Below are 14,212 nucleotides of genomic sequence, written 5' to 3'. Positions count from 1 at the left end.
TGATCTTGATCAATGCTCCGTTCCGTCCCCCACAAGGGGGGAGGGAACGGAGAGAGCCTTTGCTGGGGCGGATAGTCGAAGCATCAAGCTCACGAACTCAAGCCCCCCGCGATCGACGGGATGTCGAGCGGCTTGAAGCCGTAGTGGCTGAGCCAGCGCACGTCGCTGTCGAACAATTGGCGCAGGTCGGCGATGCCGTATTTCAGCATCGCGATGCGGTCGATGCCCATACCCCAGGCAAAACCCTGGTAAACGTCGGGATCGAGGCCGCAGGCGCGCAGCACGTTCGGGTGCACCATGCCGCAGCCGAGAATCTCCAGCCAGTCCTCGCCCTCGCCGAAGCGGATCTCGCCCTTGTCGCGGCGGCACTGGATGTCGACCTCGAGCGACGGCTCGGTGAACGGGAAGAACGACGGCCGGAACCGCATGTTGATGTGGTCGACCTCGAAGAACGCCTTGCAGAACTCATGCAGGATCCATTTGAGGTGGCCGAGATGCGAGCCCTTGTCGATCACCAGGCCCTCGACCTGATGGAATTGCGGCGTGTGCGTCGCGTCGGAATCGATGCGATAGGTGCGGCCCGGGCAGATCACGCGGATCGGCGGCTGCTGGGTCAGCATGGTGCGCACCTGCACTGGCGAGGTGTGGGTCCGCAGCAGCATGCGCGAGCCGTCCTCCTTCGGGTTGAAGAAGAAGGTGTCGTGCATCTCGCGCGCCGGATGGCCTTCGGGGAAGTTCAGCTTGGTGAAGTTGTAGTCGTCGGTCTCGATGTCGGGACCTTCGGCGACCGCAAAGCCCATGTCGGCGAAGATCGTGGTGAGCTCGTCCCAGACCTGGCTCAGCGGATGGATGCGGCCGGTCTCCGCCGGCGCCTCGCGCAGCGGCAGCGTGACGTCGATGGTCTCGGCGGCGAGGCGCGCATCGAGCGCGGCCGCTTTCAGCACGTCGCGCTTGGCCGCGAGCGCCTGCGTCACCGCATCCTTGGCGAGGTTGATCTTGGCGCCTTCGGTCTTGCGCTCCTCCGGCGACATTTTTCCAAGGGTCGCAAGGAGTGCCGAGATCGAGCCCTTCTTGCCGAGCGCCGAGACGCGGACCGCCTCGAGGGCGGCCTCGTCAGCGGCTGAGGCGATCTGGTCGAGGATGGATTGTTCGAGCGTTGCGAGGTCGGACACGGTCAATTCCTGCGCTTGAGCGGAGCATGATCTGGTGGGAAGTACCGCTACCCGAACCGGTACCATGCGCCAAAATTCGGCTGGGTTGTCGCCGCCCGAAGGCGGTAACGTCAAGCAAAAAGCCGGTCATTTCGGGCCGATGGCCGGCAGCATTGAACCGCGCGCGGAGGCCGGGCTACCCAAGGGGGAGTTCAAGGAGGCCCACGCGATGTTGCTGCGATCTTGCCTGGCCGTGCCGGCGGTGCTGTTGATGCTCACCACCGTGCATGCCGCGACCGAGGAATGCCCCGCCAAATCGACCCAGATGGACGACATCATCGCGGAGCTGGAGAAGGCGCCGAGCTGCAACCGCGCGATGAAGATCTTCGAGGCGTGCGAATACGGCGCCAGCGGAGACGTCCAGTTCGGCGCCGTGGTCGAGAAGAGGTGCGAGGGCGACTTCCTGTCCGGCCTCGGAGCGTCGCAGAAGAAGGCCTATGCCGGCCAGCTCAAGCGCTGCGACCACAAATACGACAACGAAAGCGGCACCATGTACCGCTCGTTCACGGCGTTCTGCCGGGCGATCGTCGCCCAGCGCTATTCGCAGAAGGCGCTGAAAGCGGGCCCCAAATCGCGTTAGGGCCGCCCGCTAGGATCAGGCGGCCAGCGCGGCCTTGGCCTTCTCGGCGATCGCCTGGAACGCAACCGGCTCGTGGATCGCGAGATCCGACAACACCTTGCGGTCGACGACGACGCCCGACTTGGAGAGGCCGTTGATAAACACGCTGTAGGTCATGCCGAACGGACGGACCGCGGCGTTGATGCGCTGGATCCAGAGCGCGCGGAAGGTGCGCTTCTTGCGCTTGCGGTCGCGGAAGGCGTACTGGCCGGCCTTTTCGACGGCCTGCTTGGCGACGCGGATGGTGTTCTTGCGGCGGCCGTAATAGCCCTTGGCGGCCTTGTAGACTTTCTTGTGCTTGGCGTGAGCGGTCACACCGCGTTTGACGCGAGACATGACGGAAATCCTTGATCTGGAAGAGGTGACGGGGCGCCGCGCAGTCGCGGCGAGGGTTCAAGCGGATCGGTGCGATCAGGCGTTCGGCAAGAAGTACTTCTTGACGTTGTCGCCGTCGGTCTTGAACAGCACGCGGGTGCCGCGCAGCTGACGGATCTGCTTCTTCGTCCGCTTGATCATGCCGTGGCGCTTGCCGCGCTGGGCGTGCATGACTTTGCCAGTGGCAGTCACCTTGAAGCGCTTTTTGGCGCCCGACTTGGTCTTCAACTTGGGCATTTGGCTCTCCTGTCGCACAGCACGAAAATCGCCCCGAGGGGCGTCCGGCCGGCTAAAATGCTCGTTAGAGCGTTGAAAGTGCTAAGGTTTTTTCCGAATTGAAAGAACCTGCACGAACCGTCGCCACGGCAGCCCTTGATCAGCCGGGCGGCGAAGGCCCGGCTTATGACAGAGGATCGGCGGTTTTGCAACGTTTGCGGCGGGGAACCGGGCGGAACGGTCTTCCCCTTCCCCCTGAAAGGGGGAAGGCCGGGATGGGGGTCGGCCGCGGCGTTGCTGCTCGTGGAGAGAGTAGATCCCCACCCGCTTTGCTCTGGCGAGCAAATCGACCTCCCCTTTTCAAGGGGAGGTTGGCACCACCGCGCCATAAGGGGCGCCCGAGATACGAAACAGCCCGCCAGATCGCCTGACGGGCCATTTCATTTCAATAAAGCGACAAATTCGAACTAGCGTGGCGCCAGCACCATCACGACCTGGCGGCCCTCGAACTTCGCGTCCTGCTCGACCTTGGCGAATTCGGCGACGTCGGCCTTCACCTTGTCCAACAGCTTGGTGCCGATCTCCTGGTGCGCCATTTCACGACCGCGGTAGCGCAAGGTGATCTTGACCTTGTCGCCTTCCTCGAAGAAGCGCTGCATCGCGCGCATCTTCACGTCGTAGTCGTGATCGTCGATCATCGGGCGGAGCTTGATCTCCTTGATCTCGACGACCTTCTGCTTCTTGCGAGCTTCGGCAGCCTTCTTCTGCGCGGAATACTTGTACTTCCCGTAGTCCATGATCTTGCAGACGGGAGGGCTGGTATTCGGCGAAATCTCGACGAGATCCATGCCGGCTTCCATGGCCATCTTGATGGCCACCATGGTTTCGACGGTGCCCTGATTGACACCCTCCGCATCGATCAGCTGGATCTGTGCGTTGCGAATCTCGTCATTGGTGCGCGGCCCTTCTTTGGCGACTGTGGGCGGGGCTCTATTGGGACGGCGAATGGGTAACTCTCCAAAGTTGTGAAAGGGAAGGCGGATATTTTGAAGCAAGATGCTGCGACGGGCAAGCGAACTCGCTTCTTTAAGCGGCAAAACCGCCAATTGCGAGGCATTTTGGCCACGCCCGGCACATATAGCGGGCGCGTCTGCTCCGCAAGGCGGGGCTTGCAGCCGTTGACCGGTGCTGCGCGACAATTGAAAAGCAGATGTCTGACACGCGAGTGACCGAACCATGAGCCAAACCGCCGCATCGGAACAGGAACCTGCCTTCATCGAGGTCGGCGAGGGCAGTGAGGCGCGCCGGATCGCGGTGCGGGCCCGTGCCGGCAGCAATCCCGGCAGCGCAAGTGGCGCGCCGGGGCTGTTCTGGCTCGGCGGCTTCAAGTCCGACATGGCCGGCACCAAGGCGCTGGCGCTCGATGCGTGGGCGGCCGAGCACGGCCGCAGCTCGGTCAGGTTCGACTATTCCGGGCATGGCGAATCCGGCGGCGAGTTCGCCGACGGCACCATCGGCCGCTGGCTCGAGGAGAGCGTGGCCGTGTTCTCGCAGTTCTGCAGCGGGCCGCAGGTCGTGATCGGGTCCTCGATGGGCGGCTGGATGGCGCTGCTGCTTGCGCGTGAGATCGCCAAACGGGCCAATGCCGGCGGCGGCAGTGCTTCGCTCGCCGGCCTCGTGCTGATCGCGCCGGCACCCGACTTCACCGAGGAACTGATGTGGAAGGCGTTCTCGCCGGAGGTCCGCGCCGAGATCGAGACCAAGGGCATGTGGCTGCGTCCGTCCGACTATGGCGACGGCACGCCCTATCCGATCACCCGCAACCTGATCGAGGAGGGCCGCAACCACCTGCTGCTCGGCAGCAAGATCGACGTCGGTTGCCCGGTGCGCATCCTGCAGGGCGCGCAGGATCCCGACGTGCCGTGGAAGCACGCCTTCGCGCTGGTGCACCGCCTGCCGGCCGAGGACGTCGTGCTCACCATGATCCAGGACGGCGACCACCGCCTGTCGCGGCCGCAGGACATCGCCCGAATCATCGCCGCGGTGGCGGAGATCGGCTAAGCTTTTTCCTTCTCCCCTTGTGGGAGAAGGTGGCGCGGACGATGTCCGCGCCGGATGAGGGGTTCTCTCCGCGGACACAGACCCCTCACCCGTCTCGAATGAGCTCTCGCTCATTCGATCTTTCCTCTCCCACAAGGGGAGAGGGAAGAAGAAGCGAGGAGCCGGGAGAGAATACCAATGGAAACCACAACGATGCTGCGCGCGTTCTGCGACGCGGTCGAGCGGCGCAACGGCAAGGCCTTTGCGAGCCTTTTCACCGAGGACGGCGTCTATCACGATGTGTTCTACGGTGCCTTCAAGGGCCACGGCAAAATCGCCGAGATGATCGACGACTGGTTCTACCGGACCGCGACCGATTTCCGCTGGGTGATGCACGATCCCGTCAGTGACGGCGCAACGCTCTACGCGCGCTACACGTTCAGTTACCGCTCGACCTTGCCGGAAGCCAAGGGGGCCCGCGCGATGTTCGAGGGCGTCGCGATCATGCGGCTGCGTGACGGCAAGATCACGGAGTACCATGAGGTCGCCAACACCGCGCCGGCCTTCGTCGATTTGAACTTCGCGTCGGAGCGCATCGCCAAGATCGTCGGCAAGCAGGGCGCGGAGCTGAAAGCGCGGCCGGAGATGCGGCGGCATTTGAAGTGAGCTGCGCTGCGGATTCTCTCCGTCGTCATTCCGGGGCGCGCGAAGCGCGAGCCCGGAATCCATCGGGCCGCATGCGCTGTCGGAGAAATGGATTCCGGGTTCGATGCTGCGCATCGCCCCGGAATGACGGCTGAGAGAGTTTTACGGCGGCGGCGGGTTGGTCATCGGCTTGCGCTGGGCGAGCGCCGCCACGGTGGAGGTGCCGATCGGGCCCTTCTCGTCATAGAGCCAGCATTCGCCGATCGCGATGCCGTCCGTGGCGTGGTGGTTGACGACCTCGAAGCCGATCCAGTTGGTCACCGGCAAACGATGCAGATAGATTGTGACGTCGCTGTTGATGTAGCCGAGCCCCTGGTCGCCGGCGTTCGCAAAGGGGCTGGCGAAATCCGCGCCGGTCGCGACATGGACGAACGGCGTCATCTTCACGCCCGCGACGAGCTCGCGCACCTCGCTCATCCAGAGCCGTCGCTCGCCGAGCGAGCCCATATGGCCGACGATCGGCCGCGTCTCCCATTTGCCGTTCATGCCGAGCCTCGGATCGGTCGGCTTCGGAATCTCCGCCGGCGCCGGCACCTGCCAGTTCGGCGGTGACCACACATTGCCGGGTGCATTTTCCGTCCTGCGCAACAATTGGCAGGAGGCGCGCGCCATGCTGGTGCCGCCGGAGACAAACTCGGCCTCGATCATCTTGATGCGCATGCCGTCGCGCACGACCTTGCTCGTCACCTCGATCGGCGTCGTGATGTTGGGCAGCCGGAACATGTCGACGGTCAGCCGGGCGGGGACGAAATCGTCGGAGCCGTGGCGCTCCTCGATGACGAAGGCGAGCAGGCCGATCACGACGCGGCCGTGCAGGGATTCCGGACTCCACGGTCCGTTCGCAACGGCCGTTGGCATGAAGCCGTCGCCGTGCCTGGTGAAGAAGGGCTGGTTTGTCATGGCGGGCGACCATGACGGGAACAGCGCGATGAAATCAAGACTCTTCACCCTCATGGTGAGGAGCCGCGTAGCGGCGTCTCGAACCATGAGGCCCGGTCTGTGGCCTCATCCTTCGAGACGCGCTGCGCGCTCCTCAGGATGAGGGGACAGAGCCGTGCGCCACTCCTGCTGCACCGTGACGTCGGGCTCGCCGCCGGCCCGCGACGCCAGCGCGGCGAACGCATCGCGGTTGATCAGTTGCGACAGCGCCCACACCGCGGCGCCGCGCACCAGCGGGCTCGCATCGTCGAGCAAACGCCGCGCTTCGCCGGCAAGACTTGCATCGCCGGAGTTGCCGATCGCGATCAGCACATTGCGGATGAAGCGGTCGCGGCCGATGCGCTTGACCGGCGACTTCGTGAACAGAGCGCGGAAGGCGGCATCATCCAGCCGTGCGAGATCGGCAAGCGCCGGCGCCCGCAACGTATCGCGCGCGGCGAGCTTCTGCTCGCGCCCCGCTTGCGCGAACTTGTTCCACGGACACACCGCGAGGCAATCGTCGCAGCCATAGATGCGGTTGCCGATGCTCTTGCGGAATTCGTGCGGAATCGGGCCCTTGTTCTCGATCGTCAGATACGAGATGCAGCGCCGCGCATCGAGCTTGTAGGGCGCGGGAAACGCCGCAGTCGGGCAGATGTCCTGGCAGGCGCGGCAACTGCCGCAATGATCGGCCTCGGCATCATCGCGCGGCAGCTCAGTGGCGGAATAGATCGCGCCGAGAAACAGCCACGAGCCGAATTCGCGTGACACGAGATTGGTGTGCTTGCCCTGCCAGCCGATGCCGGCCGCCTGGGCGAGCGGCTTCTCCATGACAGCGGCGGTGTCGACGAACACCTTCACCTCGTCGCCGGTGATGGTGGCGAGCCAGCGCGCCAGGATCTTCAGCCGCTTCTTGATCACGTCGTGATAGTCGTCGCCCTGCGCATAGACCGAGATCGCGCCACGCGACCGGCGCGCGAGGATGTCGAGCGGGTCGTCGTCCGGCCCGTAATTGACGCCGAGCATGATGATCGAGCGCACGCCGCCCCACAGCACGCGCGGATCGGCGCGCCGCTCCGGATTGGCCGCGAGCCAGTCCATGTCGCCGTGGCCGCCGGAGCCGAGGAATTCGAGGAAATATTTTCCGGCCTCGCTGGTCGCGTCAGGCGCGGTGAAGCCGATGGCATCGAAGCCGAGCGCGCGTGCCTTGCGCTGAAGCGCCGCCTTGAGATCGGAAGGGGAGAGCCTGACCGCCGGGTTCAGAAGTCGAGGTCCACATAGGTGCGCGACGCCGGGACCCCCGCCAGCCATTCGCTGAGCAGCGGGCGGAACGACGGGCGGGACTTCACCCGCGCGTACCACGACTTTGCCGCGTCGTCCTCGCTCCATGGCACGTCGCCCAGATAGTCAATCGCCGAGAGATGCGCCGCGGCGGCGAGATCCGCGTAGGTGAGGCGGTCGCCGGCGAGGTAGTTCCGCGTCTTCGCCAGCCAGCCGATATAGCTCAGATGATAGCGCACATTGACCTTGGCGGCGCGCATGACGTCGGGGGCCGGCGGACCGCCGCCATTGTCCTCGCTCATGAAGCGCTTGTAGATCCGCTCGGTCACCAGCGGGTTGGAGGCTTCCTCGAAGAATTTCTCGTTGAACCACGCCATCAGCCGGCGCACCTCGACGCGCTCGGCCGTCGATGTCGGCAACAGCCGCCGATCGCCGGCATCGAGGCCGTGCGCCTCGTCGACATATTCGGCGATCACAGGCGCACCCGGGATCGGCGGAAAGCCCTCGGCGATCAGCACCGGCGTGGTGGCCGCCGGATTGAGCGCCAGGAACGCCTCGCGCCGTTCCCACACCCGTTCCTCCACAAGGCGCAAATCGAGCCCATACTCGCCGAGCACGAGCCGAATGAAGCGCGAATGCGGACAGAACGGATGGTGATACAGCGTATACATGAAGCCCTTGGTAGTTTCGCGGCGCTTAAGAAATCATCAACCTGTGCGGCCTGGACCTGTGCTTTGGCCAGACCAGTTCCGGTCGTCTCTATGTCGCGTCAGCACGCAAACCGGTAGCCACCCCCGCAGATGGTGCGGGTCACAAAAACGCTATAGCTCAGCAAATCGGCCGGGTAACCCATTGTTTGACGATTTTTTGCGATTGCGGCCAATGTGCGAATAAGCGAGAAGAATCCCGTTTTCCACACAGGGCAGGCCACAACATGATGACGGATATGCTGCGGGCGGTGATTCTCGGCATCATCGAGGGCGTCACGGAGTTCCTGCCGGTCTCCTCGACAGGCCACCTGCTGCTTGCGGAGCGCTTCTTCAATCTGGGCGAAGGCAATTTCTGGAAGAGCTTCGCGATCCTGATTCAGCTCGGCGCGATCCTCGCGATCCTTGCGCTCTACTTCGTCAAATTGTGGCGCGTGGCGCTCGGCATGTTCACCAATCCCGACGACCGCCGCTTCGTGATCGGCGTGCTGGTGGCGTTTTTGCCTGCCGTCGTGATCGGCCTGATCGCCGGCAAATACATCAAGGAGTTCCTGTTCAATCCGTGGGTGGTCTGCTTCACGCTGATCGTCGGCGGCGCTGTGCTGCTGTGGGTCGATCAGCTCGATCTCAAAGTGTACGAGGACGATGCGACCCGATTCCCGCTGCTGATGTATTTCTGGATCGGCGTCGCGCAGTGCCTGGCGATGATTCCCGGCGTGTCGCGCTCGGGCGCCAGCATCGTGGCGGCGATGCTGCTCGGCGCCGACAAGCGCTCGGCGGCGGAGTTCTCGTTCTTCCTCGCGATCCCGACCATGGTCGGCGCGTTCGCCTATGATTTCTACAAGAACCGGGCCGACTTCACCTCCGACAATCTCAGCGTCATCGCGGTCGGGTTCGTGGTGTCGTTCATCACGGCGATGATCGTGGTGCGGGCGTTCCTCAACTTCGTCACCCGCCGCGGCTTCACCTTCTTCGCCTGGTGGCGTGTGATCGTCGGCACGCTCGGCCTGATCGCGCTGGCGATGGGACGGTAAGGAACAGCTCTCACTGCGTCAGCGGTCTTCACCTCTCCCGCTTGCTTGCGGGGGAGGTCGGATTGCATCGCAGATGCAATCCGGGTGGGGGCTCTCTCCACACCAAGAGAGTTGTTTTGCGGTGAAACCCCCACCCCAACCCTCCCCCGCAAGCGGGAGAGGGGGCGCAGTCTTTCCGTGGTAACGCCTACGCGCTCTTCTTCTGGAACTGGCCCGTCGCGCGGAAGCGCCAGAGATATTGCGGGGCGATCGCTTCCATCGAATCCGGCGAGATGCCGAGGCCTGCGAAGGTCAGGCCGGCGGCCTTGGCGGCGTCGGACACCACATTGTCCGAACGCAGCATCTCGACCTGGTCCGGCGTCAGCGTGAACGGCCCCGGCGCGAACTGCAGGAAGTACGACTGGAACTTGGCGAGGCCGAACGGCAGCGGCGCCAGCATGCGATCGCGCTGGGTGATCTTGAGGATGATCTGCATCACCTCGCGCATGGTCAGCACTTCCGGCCCGCCGAGCTCGTAAGCTGCGCCCTGCTTCGCCTTGCCGTCCACGGCATTGGCCACGGCGACCGCGACGTCGCCGACATAGGCCGGCTGCACCGTGTTGACCCCGCCGCCGACCAGCGGCAGCACCGGCGACATCCGTGCCAGCGCCGCAAAGCGGTTGGTGAACTGATCCTCGGGCCCGAACAGCAGCGACGGCCGCATGATGGTGGCCTGTGGCAAGGCCGCCAGCACCGCCGCCTCGCCCTCCGCCTTGGCGCGGAAATAGCTCGAGGGTGAATCCGCGTCGGCCCCGATCGCCGAGACGTGGACCATCCGCCCGCCGGCAGCGGCCGCCGCCTTGGCGATGCTCTCGGCGCCCTTCACCTGCACGGCATTGAAGCTCTGCCCGCCGCCCTCGGCGAGGATGCCGACCAGGTTGATGGCGATATGCGAATCACGCATCGCCGCCTCGACCGAGGCCGGGTAGCGCACATTGGCCTGGACGGCATGAATCTGCCCGACACGGCCGAGCGGCTGAAGATGGCCGGCCAGTTCAGGCCGCCGCACCGCGACTCGGACGCGGTAATCGCGCTTGCAGAGCGCCCGGACCACGTTCCGCCCCAGAAAACCCGATCCGCCGAAGACCGTGACCAGCGTGTCCAGGTTCGATGCCATGGGGTGATTCCTGTGGGATTCGAGAGCGATTGACGTGGGTTAACCGTCTGGCGATACGCCATCGGCCTTATCCTGTACAGGGTATTTGAATTTCCAATCGCGAATTTGACAAGCGCGCAACCGATCCTTACTAAGCCGCTCCACATGCCCAGGTGGCGGAATTGGTAGACGCGCTGGCTTCAGGTGCCAGTGGCTTAACGGCCGTGAAGGTTCGAGTCCTTTCCTGGGCACCACCCCCTTTTTAAGCGATTGAAATCGCTCAGTATCCGGAAGGGGTGCGGCGAAGCCGTAACCCAGCGAGAGCAGGTGAGATGGCGATGATACCGCCGCCCAACCTAGCTACATCGGCCTCGGTTTCCGGTACGCGACCGTTTGCGCATTTCCTCCGTCAGGCGAGACGGACGTAATCTCGTTCGATCCAAATGGAGTCCATGTAGCTTGGCTCCCCGAGGACCTCGCCGACTTCGAGCTCGACCAGATGTCCCTTGACATCGACGATCGGAAAATGGCGGCCGAGGCACTTCATGAAGAGCGCCTGCGTTCCCATGTGCTCCGGTAGCGCATCCGGAATCGCCATGACTTCGACTCTGTCCCCGATCTTCATTCCAGCACCTCTGGACGGTCTTTTGAGACGAGCTTAGCGGCATCCTGCTCAGCTGGCGCTCGCGATCGTTCCCCCGTGGGGCCACCGCTCCAGTGTGCTGCAGATTTCGGGTTCTCCAGGGTTCGTCGCGCGAAGACTTCGCGCTTCGCCTTAGATCGCCCATCCGTCGGCGGGATAGGCGATCGTCTCCGCGGGCATGATCGCCGCACCGAGCCCGTTGCAGAATCGGCTGGAATAAAAGGCGAGCGGGGAACCGTTTCGCTGCCGGCACCAGCGGACCTCGCCAATGAACAGCGTGTGGTCGGCGACGTCAATTGACCGGACCACGTCGCAAGCGAACTGGGCGATCGCTTGCGGCAGGACCGGAAACTCTTCCCGTTTGACCAGCGATGGCGAGCCTTCGGCCCGCGGTCTGCCGGAGAAGTGCGCGCAGAGTGCGAGATCTTCCGCGTGAAGGACATTCACGGCGTAACGCTTCGAATCCATGATCGCCTGCCAGGTCCGCCCTCGCATCACCGACACCAGCACGGTCGGCGGTTTGGTGGAGACGGTTGTGAAGCTGTTGGCCGTCATGCCGACCGGAGTGCCGTCGCGGTCGATGCTCGCCACGACTGTCACGCCTGTGGGGAAGCGCGCAGCGGCCTCCCGGAAGCTCGCCGGATCGGGATGCGGGTTCATCGATAGCGCTCCATGGCGAAACGGCAAGAGGTCGCGCCTTTCGGCGTGTGGCTCGAGCGATGGTTTTTCGGCAGGCAGCTGCCTGGTGCAAGTGGACCGTACGGCCGGCTCGCGATCATTGTTGCGTCAGGCGGCGAGCGGCGCGCGCCTGTCGATCCAAGCGTGGATGCGCTTGTCGGTCGCGACGCGATCCCACTGGCGCTCCGGGTAGTTGAAATTATCGGTGAACTCGTCGCAGAGTTCTCGGTCCTGCGCCATGGTGAGGATCAGCCGACCCATCGCCTCGGACGGCGGCCGCAGCATCAGATTCGTCCAGCGCGCAGCCGCGAACACGCGATTTTCGCGGGCGCGATCCACCTCCTCAACGAAGCGAGCGTCGAAGGCCACCGTTTCCACGATCGCCTTGCCGAGTTCGAAGGCGGCGTAGGAGGCGATGTTGGCGCCTTGGCCCATCAACGGGTCGACCACTGAATGGACATCGCCCAGCGCGACGGCGAATTTCTCGCCATCGAAGGCGACCGACGATTGCCGCACGGTCGGCACCACCGCGCCTTGCAGCAGGTCGAGCGGCTGGGCAAGCCCGAAGCGATGGGTATCGATCCGGTTGTAGGTGTGCGGATGATGCTTTTCCAGCTTGTCGAGAATTGTCTGGCGGAAGGCTGCAGGGTCCGCGTCGTAGTTCAGCGAGACCAGATCGGCCATGTCGCCGCCGGGAATGTTCTCCATCAGGAGCGCTGTCTTCATGCCGCTAAATGACAGCGTCGGAATGACGATCATCTCGCCATGTCCGGGTGACACCGAGAGCGTGACACCGCGCGGGTCGTCACCGCCCGGGCTGCCGTGATCGATGCCGTCATAGAGGCCCACGCAGAGCAGGCGCTGTGGCTGGCTGTAGGGGGACAACTCCGGCCGATGGGCGAACATTCGCCCGAGCGCACCCTTGCCGGTCGACACGACGAGAAGGTCAAAGCGTGAAACCAGAGCCGGGATGTCGTCGTCCTGGATGCTGGCATATTCGATGCTGCCGCCGCGATGCTCGAAATCCTTCATCAGCGTGGGCAGGTACATGCGGTAATCCACTGCCCGGCTCGGCTTCTTGAACGCGCCGCGAAACAGCAGCCCGTTGCCTGGGAAATTAAAGAAATGGTCGTGGTGGTGGTAGATCGTGGCCGCGTCATCCCAATGGTTCACGCCTAGCTCGTTCTCACGCGCGATGGTGACGCTGTGATGGGCGACCGTGTTCATCAGCCGTGCCGAGGCGTACTGCTCCGGAGTGCGGTCGGTCAGCACCGTCGCCTGGATCCCGTGCTGTTGCAGATAAAGAGCCAGATGCAGGCCGCCGATTCCGGCGCCGACGATCCCGATCGATTTGTTCATTGTTGATCCTCCCTGGTTACCGAGAGGCTAGACCGGATCGACTGTGCTCATGTAGGGAATGATAAGAATATTACAAATTCCTGGGAGGAATGCATGGATCGGATCGATGCGCTGCAAACCTTCATTCGCGTGATGGAGGCGGGCAGCTTCAGCCAGGCCGCGAGCGATCTGGGCCTCGGACAGCCGGCCATCAGCAAGCGCGTGGCGCTGCTGGAGGCGGAGTTCGGCTGCCGGCTGTTCGTCCGCACTACGCGCAAGGTTCGTCCGACGCCGGAGGCCGATCGCGTGCTCAAGCTCGCCAAGGATATCGTCGCGCTGTTGGAAAGTGCCAGCACGCCGGCGCAGAGCCGGGTTCGCAGTCCGTCGGGGACCTTGCGGATCACTGTGCCGACCTCGTTCGGTCGGTATTTTTTCCGCGGCATTTTCGCGGAGTATCTTCGCCGCTATCCCGACGTGCGGCTCGATGTGAGCTTCACCGAGCAGTTCGTAGACCTGGTGGAGACCGGGACGGAGCTGGCAATTCGGATCGGAATGCTGAACTCCAGCTCGCTGGTGGCGCGGCGGGTCGGCACCATCAAGCGCCTCCTGGTGGCGGCCCCTTCACTGCTCGCACGGCATCAAGCCCCGCTCCTCCCCGACCATCTGCGCCGCATGCCGAGCGTAACGTATTCGCGCTTGTCGCCGCGGAACCAGTGGACGTTCGAAGCCGAGACCGGCCGCCATGTGGTCGAGATCGCGCCGTCCATGACCTGCGACGACGCCGACGTGATGACGCTCGCGACGGTTGAGGGCCTCGGCGTCGCGGTGCTGCCAAGCTGGTGCGCCGTCGAGCACATCGCCGGAGGCCGGCTTGTTCATCTGCTGCCGGATTATGCGGTACCATCGCTACCGATGCATCTCGTCTATCCTGACCCGCATTGGATGTCGCACCGCGCGAGACTATTCCGCGATCTGATCATTGAGCGTGCCGACATGTTTGCGATTGGCTGAACACGTCGGCCGATGCTTGGAATTTGAGAACGCCGGCGATCGCCGCCGCCGCAGAGACTGAGCCCAGCCCGCCCGACAGCTGCTGCACCGAGGCCGAGATCGCGCTGAACGATCCGCGCTGGCTGGCGTCGGCAAGCGCAGCCTCGAGCCGCTGATGGTCGGCCTTCGACCTGGGCTCGATCGCAATTTCGATCATGCCGGGCTGTACCAAGTGATCCGCCATCGCAGCTTGATATCACGAGATGAATCGTGGCGGTGTGTTGACCACATGGCCGCCGAATACGTGGTTCGGTTGTCAACA

Annotated in this window: 17 protein-coding genes and 1 tRNA gene; 6 read left to right on the top strand and 12 right to left on the bottom strand. The window is 64.0% G+C overall.

Features of this window, described 5'->3' with window-relative positions; all coding sequences use genetic code 11:
- Positions 1-89: 89 nt before the first annotated feature.
- On the bottom strand, positions 90-1,172 hold the full coding sequence (pheS, locus tag ACVWYP_RS04895) for a phenylalanine--tRNA ligase subunit alpha (RefSeq protein ID WP_304497939.1): 1,083 nt from the start codon (positions 1,170-1,172) through the stop codon (positions 90-92).
- Between the two features lie 208 nt (positions 1,173-1,380).
- On the opposite strand from pheS, the gene ACVWYP_RS04890 reads away from it, so the two are divergent.
- Positions 1,381-1,791, top strand: coding sequence for a hypothetical protein (locus ACVWYP_RS04890; protein ID WP_304500436.1), 411 nt, complete (start codon positions 1,381-1,383; stop codon positions 1,789-1,791).
- A gap of 15 nt (positions 1,792-1,806) precedes the next feature.
- Here ACVWYP_RS04890 and rplT read toward each other — a convergent pair whose 3' ends face one another.
- The 3 genes from rplT to infC form a co-directional block, all read right to left on the bottom strand.
- Positions 1,807-2,166, bottom strand: coding sequence for a 50S ribosomal protein L20 (rplT, locus tag ACVWYP_RS04885; protein ID WP_018269297.1), 360 nt, complete (start codon positions 2,164-2,166; stop codon positions 1,807-1,809).
- A 75-nt stretch (positions 2,167-2,241) separates the two neighbouring features.
- Complete coding sequence (gene rpmI / locus ACVWYP_RS04880) at positions 2,242-2,442, bottom strand: 50S ribosomal protein L35 (protein ID WP_008539890.1); 201 nt, start codon at positions 2,440-2,442, stop codon at positions 2,242-2,244.
- 446 nt (positions 2,443-2,888) lie between these two features.
- Positions 2,889-3,428, bottom strand: coding sequence for a translation initiation factor IF-3 (gene infC, locus ACVWYP_RS04875; RefSeq protein ID WP_026192043.1), 540 nt, complete (start codon positions 3,426-3,428; stop codon positions 2,889-2,891).
- A gap of 229 nt (positions 3,429-3,657) precedes the next feature.
- Between infC and ACVWYP_RS04870 the strand changes: the two genes are divergently transcribed.
- Both ACVWYP_RS04870 and ACVWYP_RS04865 read left to right on the top strand, forming a co-directional pair.
- Positions 3,658-4,482, top strand: a complete 825-nt coding sequence (locus tag ACVWYP_RS04870) for an alpha/beta hydrolase (protein WP_304497938.1) — start codon at positions 3,658-3,660, stop codon at positions 4,480-4,482.
- A 177-nt stretch (positions 4,483-4,659) separates the two neighbouring features.
- The gene (locus ACVWYP_RS04865; protein WP_304497937.1) at positions 4,660-5,127 is read left to right on the top strand and encodes a nuclear transport factor 2 family protein; all 468 of its coding nucleotides are present in this window, start codon (positions 4,660-4,662) and stop codon (positions 5,125-5,127) included.
- 141 nt (positions 5,128-5,268) lie between these two features.
- Here ACVWYP_RS04865 and ACVWYP_RS04860 read toward each other — a convergent pair whose 3' ends face one another.
- The 3 genes from ACVWYP_RS04860 to ACVWYP_RS04850 form a co-directional block, all read right to left on the bottom strand.
- Entirely contained in the window at positions 5,269-6,066 is a 798-nt protein-coding gene (locus ACVWYP_RS04860) for an acyl-CoA thioesterase domain-containing protein (protein ID WP_304497936.1), read from the bottom strand.
- Between the two features lie 105 nt (positions 6,067-6,171).
- On the bottom strand, positions 6,172-7,395 hold the full coding sequence (gene queG, locus ACVWYP_RS04855) for a tRNA epoxyqueuosine(34) reductase QueG (protein WP_304497935.1): 1,224 nt from the start codon (positions 7,393-7,395) through the stop codon (positions 6,172-6,174).
- Positions 7,344-8,036 (bottom strand): glutathione S-transferase family protein, encoded by a 693-nt coding sequence (locus ACVWYP_RS04850; protein ID WP_028341731.1) that lies wholly within the window; start codon positions 8,034-8,036, stop codon positions 7,344-7,346. The genes queG and ACVWYP_RS04850 overlap by 52 nt, the downstream gene beginning before the upstream one ends.
- A gap of 263 nt (positions 8,037-8,299) precedes the next feature.
- Here ACVWYP_RS04850 and ACVWYP_RS04845 point away from each other — a divergent pair, with 263 nt between their 5' ends.
- The gene (locus tag ACVWYP_RS04845) at positions 8,300-9,106 is read left to right on the top strand and encodes an undecaprenyl-diphosphate phosphatase (RefSeq protein ID WP_028341730.1); all 807 of its coding nucleotides are present in this window, start codon (positions 8,300-8,302) and stop codon (positions 9,104-9,106) included.
- 187 nt (positions 9,107-9,293) lie between these two features.
- On the opposite strand, the gene ACVWYP_RS04840 is transcribed toward ACVWYP_RS04845, so the two are convergent.
- Positions 9,294-10,262 carry a complex I NDUFA9 subunit family protein gene (locus ACVWYP_RS04840; RefSeq protein ID WP_304497934.1) on the bottom strand — a complete coding sequence of 323 codons (969 nt, stop codon included), beginning with the start codon at positions 10,260-10,262 and terminating at the stop codon, positions 9,294-9,296.
- Between the two features lie 146 nt (positions 10,263-10,408).
- On the opposite strand from ACVWYP_RS04840, the gene ACVWYP_RS04835 reads away from it, so the two are divergent.
- A tRNA-Leu gene (locus tag ACVWYP_RS04835) sits at positions 10,409-10,495 on the top strand.
- Between the two features lie 155 nt (positions 10,496-10,650).
- Here the strand turns inward: ACVWYP_RS04835 and ACVWYP_RS04830 are convergent.
- The 3 genes from ACVWYP_RS04830 to styA all read right to left on the bottom strand — a co-directional run bounded on the left by ACVWYP_RS04830 (position 10,651) and on the right by styA (position 12,921).
- On the bottom strand, positions 10,651-10,866 hold the full coding sequence (locus tag ACVWYP_RS04830) for a hypothetical protein (protein ID WP_304497933.1): 216 nt from the start codon (positions 10,864-10,866) through the stop codon (positions 10,651-10,653).
- Positions 10,867-11,016: 150 nt separating this feature from the next.
- Positions 11,017-11,544 (bottom strand): flavin reductase family protein, encoded by a 528-nt coding sequence (locus tag ACVWYP_RS04825; protein ID WP_304497932.1) that lies wholly within the window; start codon positions 11,542-11,544, stop codon positions 11,017-11,019.
- A 126-nt stretch (positions 11,545-11,670) separates the two neighbouring features.
- Complete coding sequence (gene styA / locus ACVWYP_RS04820; protein WP_304497931.1) at positions 11,671-12,921, bottom strand: styrene monooxygenase subunit StyA; 1,251 nt, start codon at positions 12,919-12,921, stop codon at positions 11,671-11,673.
- A gap of 93 nt (positions 12,922-13,014) precedes the next feature.
- Between styA and ACVWYP_RS04815 the strand changes: the two genes are divergently transcribed.
- Entirely contained in the window at positions 13,015-13,911 is an 897-nt protein-coding gene (locus tag ACVWYP_RS04815; protein WP_304497930.1) for a LysR family transcriptional regulator, read from the top strand.
- On the opposite strand, the gene ACVWYP_RS04810 is transcribed toward ACVWYP_RS04815, so the two are convergent.
- On the bottom strand, positions 13,877-14,134 hold the full coding sequence (locus ACVWYP_RS04810) for a hypothetical protein (RefSeq protein ID WP_304497929.1): 258 nt from the start codon (positions 14,132-14,134) through the stop codon (positions 13,877-13,879). The genes ACVWYP_RS04815 and ACVWYP_RS04810 overlap by 35 nt on opposite strands.
- Positions 14,135-14,212: the final 78 nt, after the last annotated feature.

The organism is Bradyrhizobium sp. USDA 3262 (assembly GCF_054060035.1).
The sequence above is the reverse complement of the archived record's forward strand: the minus strand, read 5'-3'. Positions and strand labels throughout refer to the sequence as shown.

Bases quoted from the DNA above. Each gene is read 5' to 3' on its own strand.
- ACVWYP_RS04840 (WP_304497934.1), bottom strand. From the start codon at position 10,262: ATGGCATCGAACCTGGACACGCTGGTCACGGTCTTCGGCGGATCGGGT.
- ACVWYP_RS04850 (WP_028341731.1), bottom strand. From the start codon at position 8,036: ATGTATACGCTGTATCACCATCCGTTCTGTCCGCATTCGCGCTTCATT.
- ACVWYP_RS04810 (WP_304497929.1), bottom strand. From the start codon at position 14,134: ATGGCGGATCACTTGGTACAGCCCGGCATGATCGAAATTGCGATCGAG.
- ACVWYP_RS04890 (WP_304500436.1), top strand. From the start codon at position 1,381: ATGTTGCTGCGATCTTGCCTGGCCGTGCCGGCGGTGCTGTTGATGCTC.
- ACVWYP_RS04830 (WP_304497933.1), bottom strand. From the start codon at position 10,866: ATGAAGATCGGGGACAGAGTCGAAGTCATGGCGATTCCGGATGCGCTA.
- ACVWYP_RS04815 (WP_304497930.1), top strand. From the start codon at position 13,015: ATGGATCGGATCGATGCGCTGCAAACCTTCATTCGCGTGATGGAGGCG.
- ACVWYP_RS04865 (WP_304497937.1), top strand. From the start codon at position 4,660: ATGGAAACCACAACGATGCTGCGCGCGTTCTGCGACGCGGTCGAGCGG.
- queG (WP_304497935.1), bottom strand. From the start codon at position 7,395: ATGGCTGGCGGGGGTCCCGGCGTCGCGCACCTATGTGGACCTCGACTT.
- ACVWYP_RS04825 (WP_304497932.1), bottom strand. From the start codon at position 11,544: ATGAACCCGCATCCCGATCCGGCGAGCTTCCGGGAGGCCGCTGCGCGC.
- rpmI (WP_008539890.1), bottom strand. From the start codon at position 2,442: ATGCCCAAGTTGAAGACCAAGTCGGGCGCCAAAAAGCGCTTCAAGGTG.
- rplT (WP_018269297.1), bottom strand. From the start codon at position 2,166: ATGTCTCGCGTCAAACGCGGTGTGACCGCTCACGCCAAGCACAAGAAA.
- ACVWYP_RS04860 (WP_304497936.1), bottom strand. From the start codon at position 6,066: ATGACAAACCAGCCCTTCTTCACCAGGCACGGCGACGGCTTCATGCCA.
- ACVWYP_RS04870 (WP_304497938.1), top strand. From the start codon at position 3,658: ATGAGCCAAACCGCCGCATCGGAACAGGAACCTGCCTTCATCGAGGTC.
- ACVWYP_RS04845 (WP_028341730.1), top strand. From the start codon at position 8,300: ATGATGACGGATATGCTGCGGGCGGTGATTCTCGGCATCATCGAGGGC.
- styA (WP_304497931.1), bottom strand. From the start codon at position 12,921: ATGAACAAATCGATCGGGATCGTCGGCGCCGGAATCGGCGGCCTGCAT.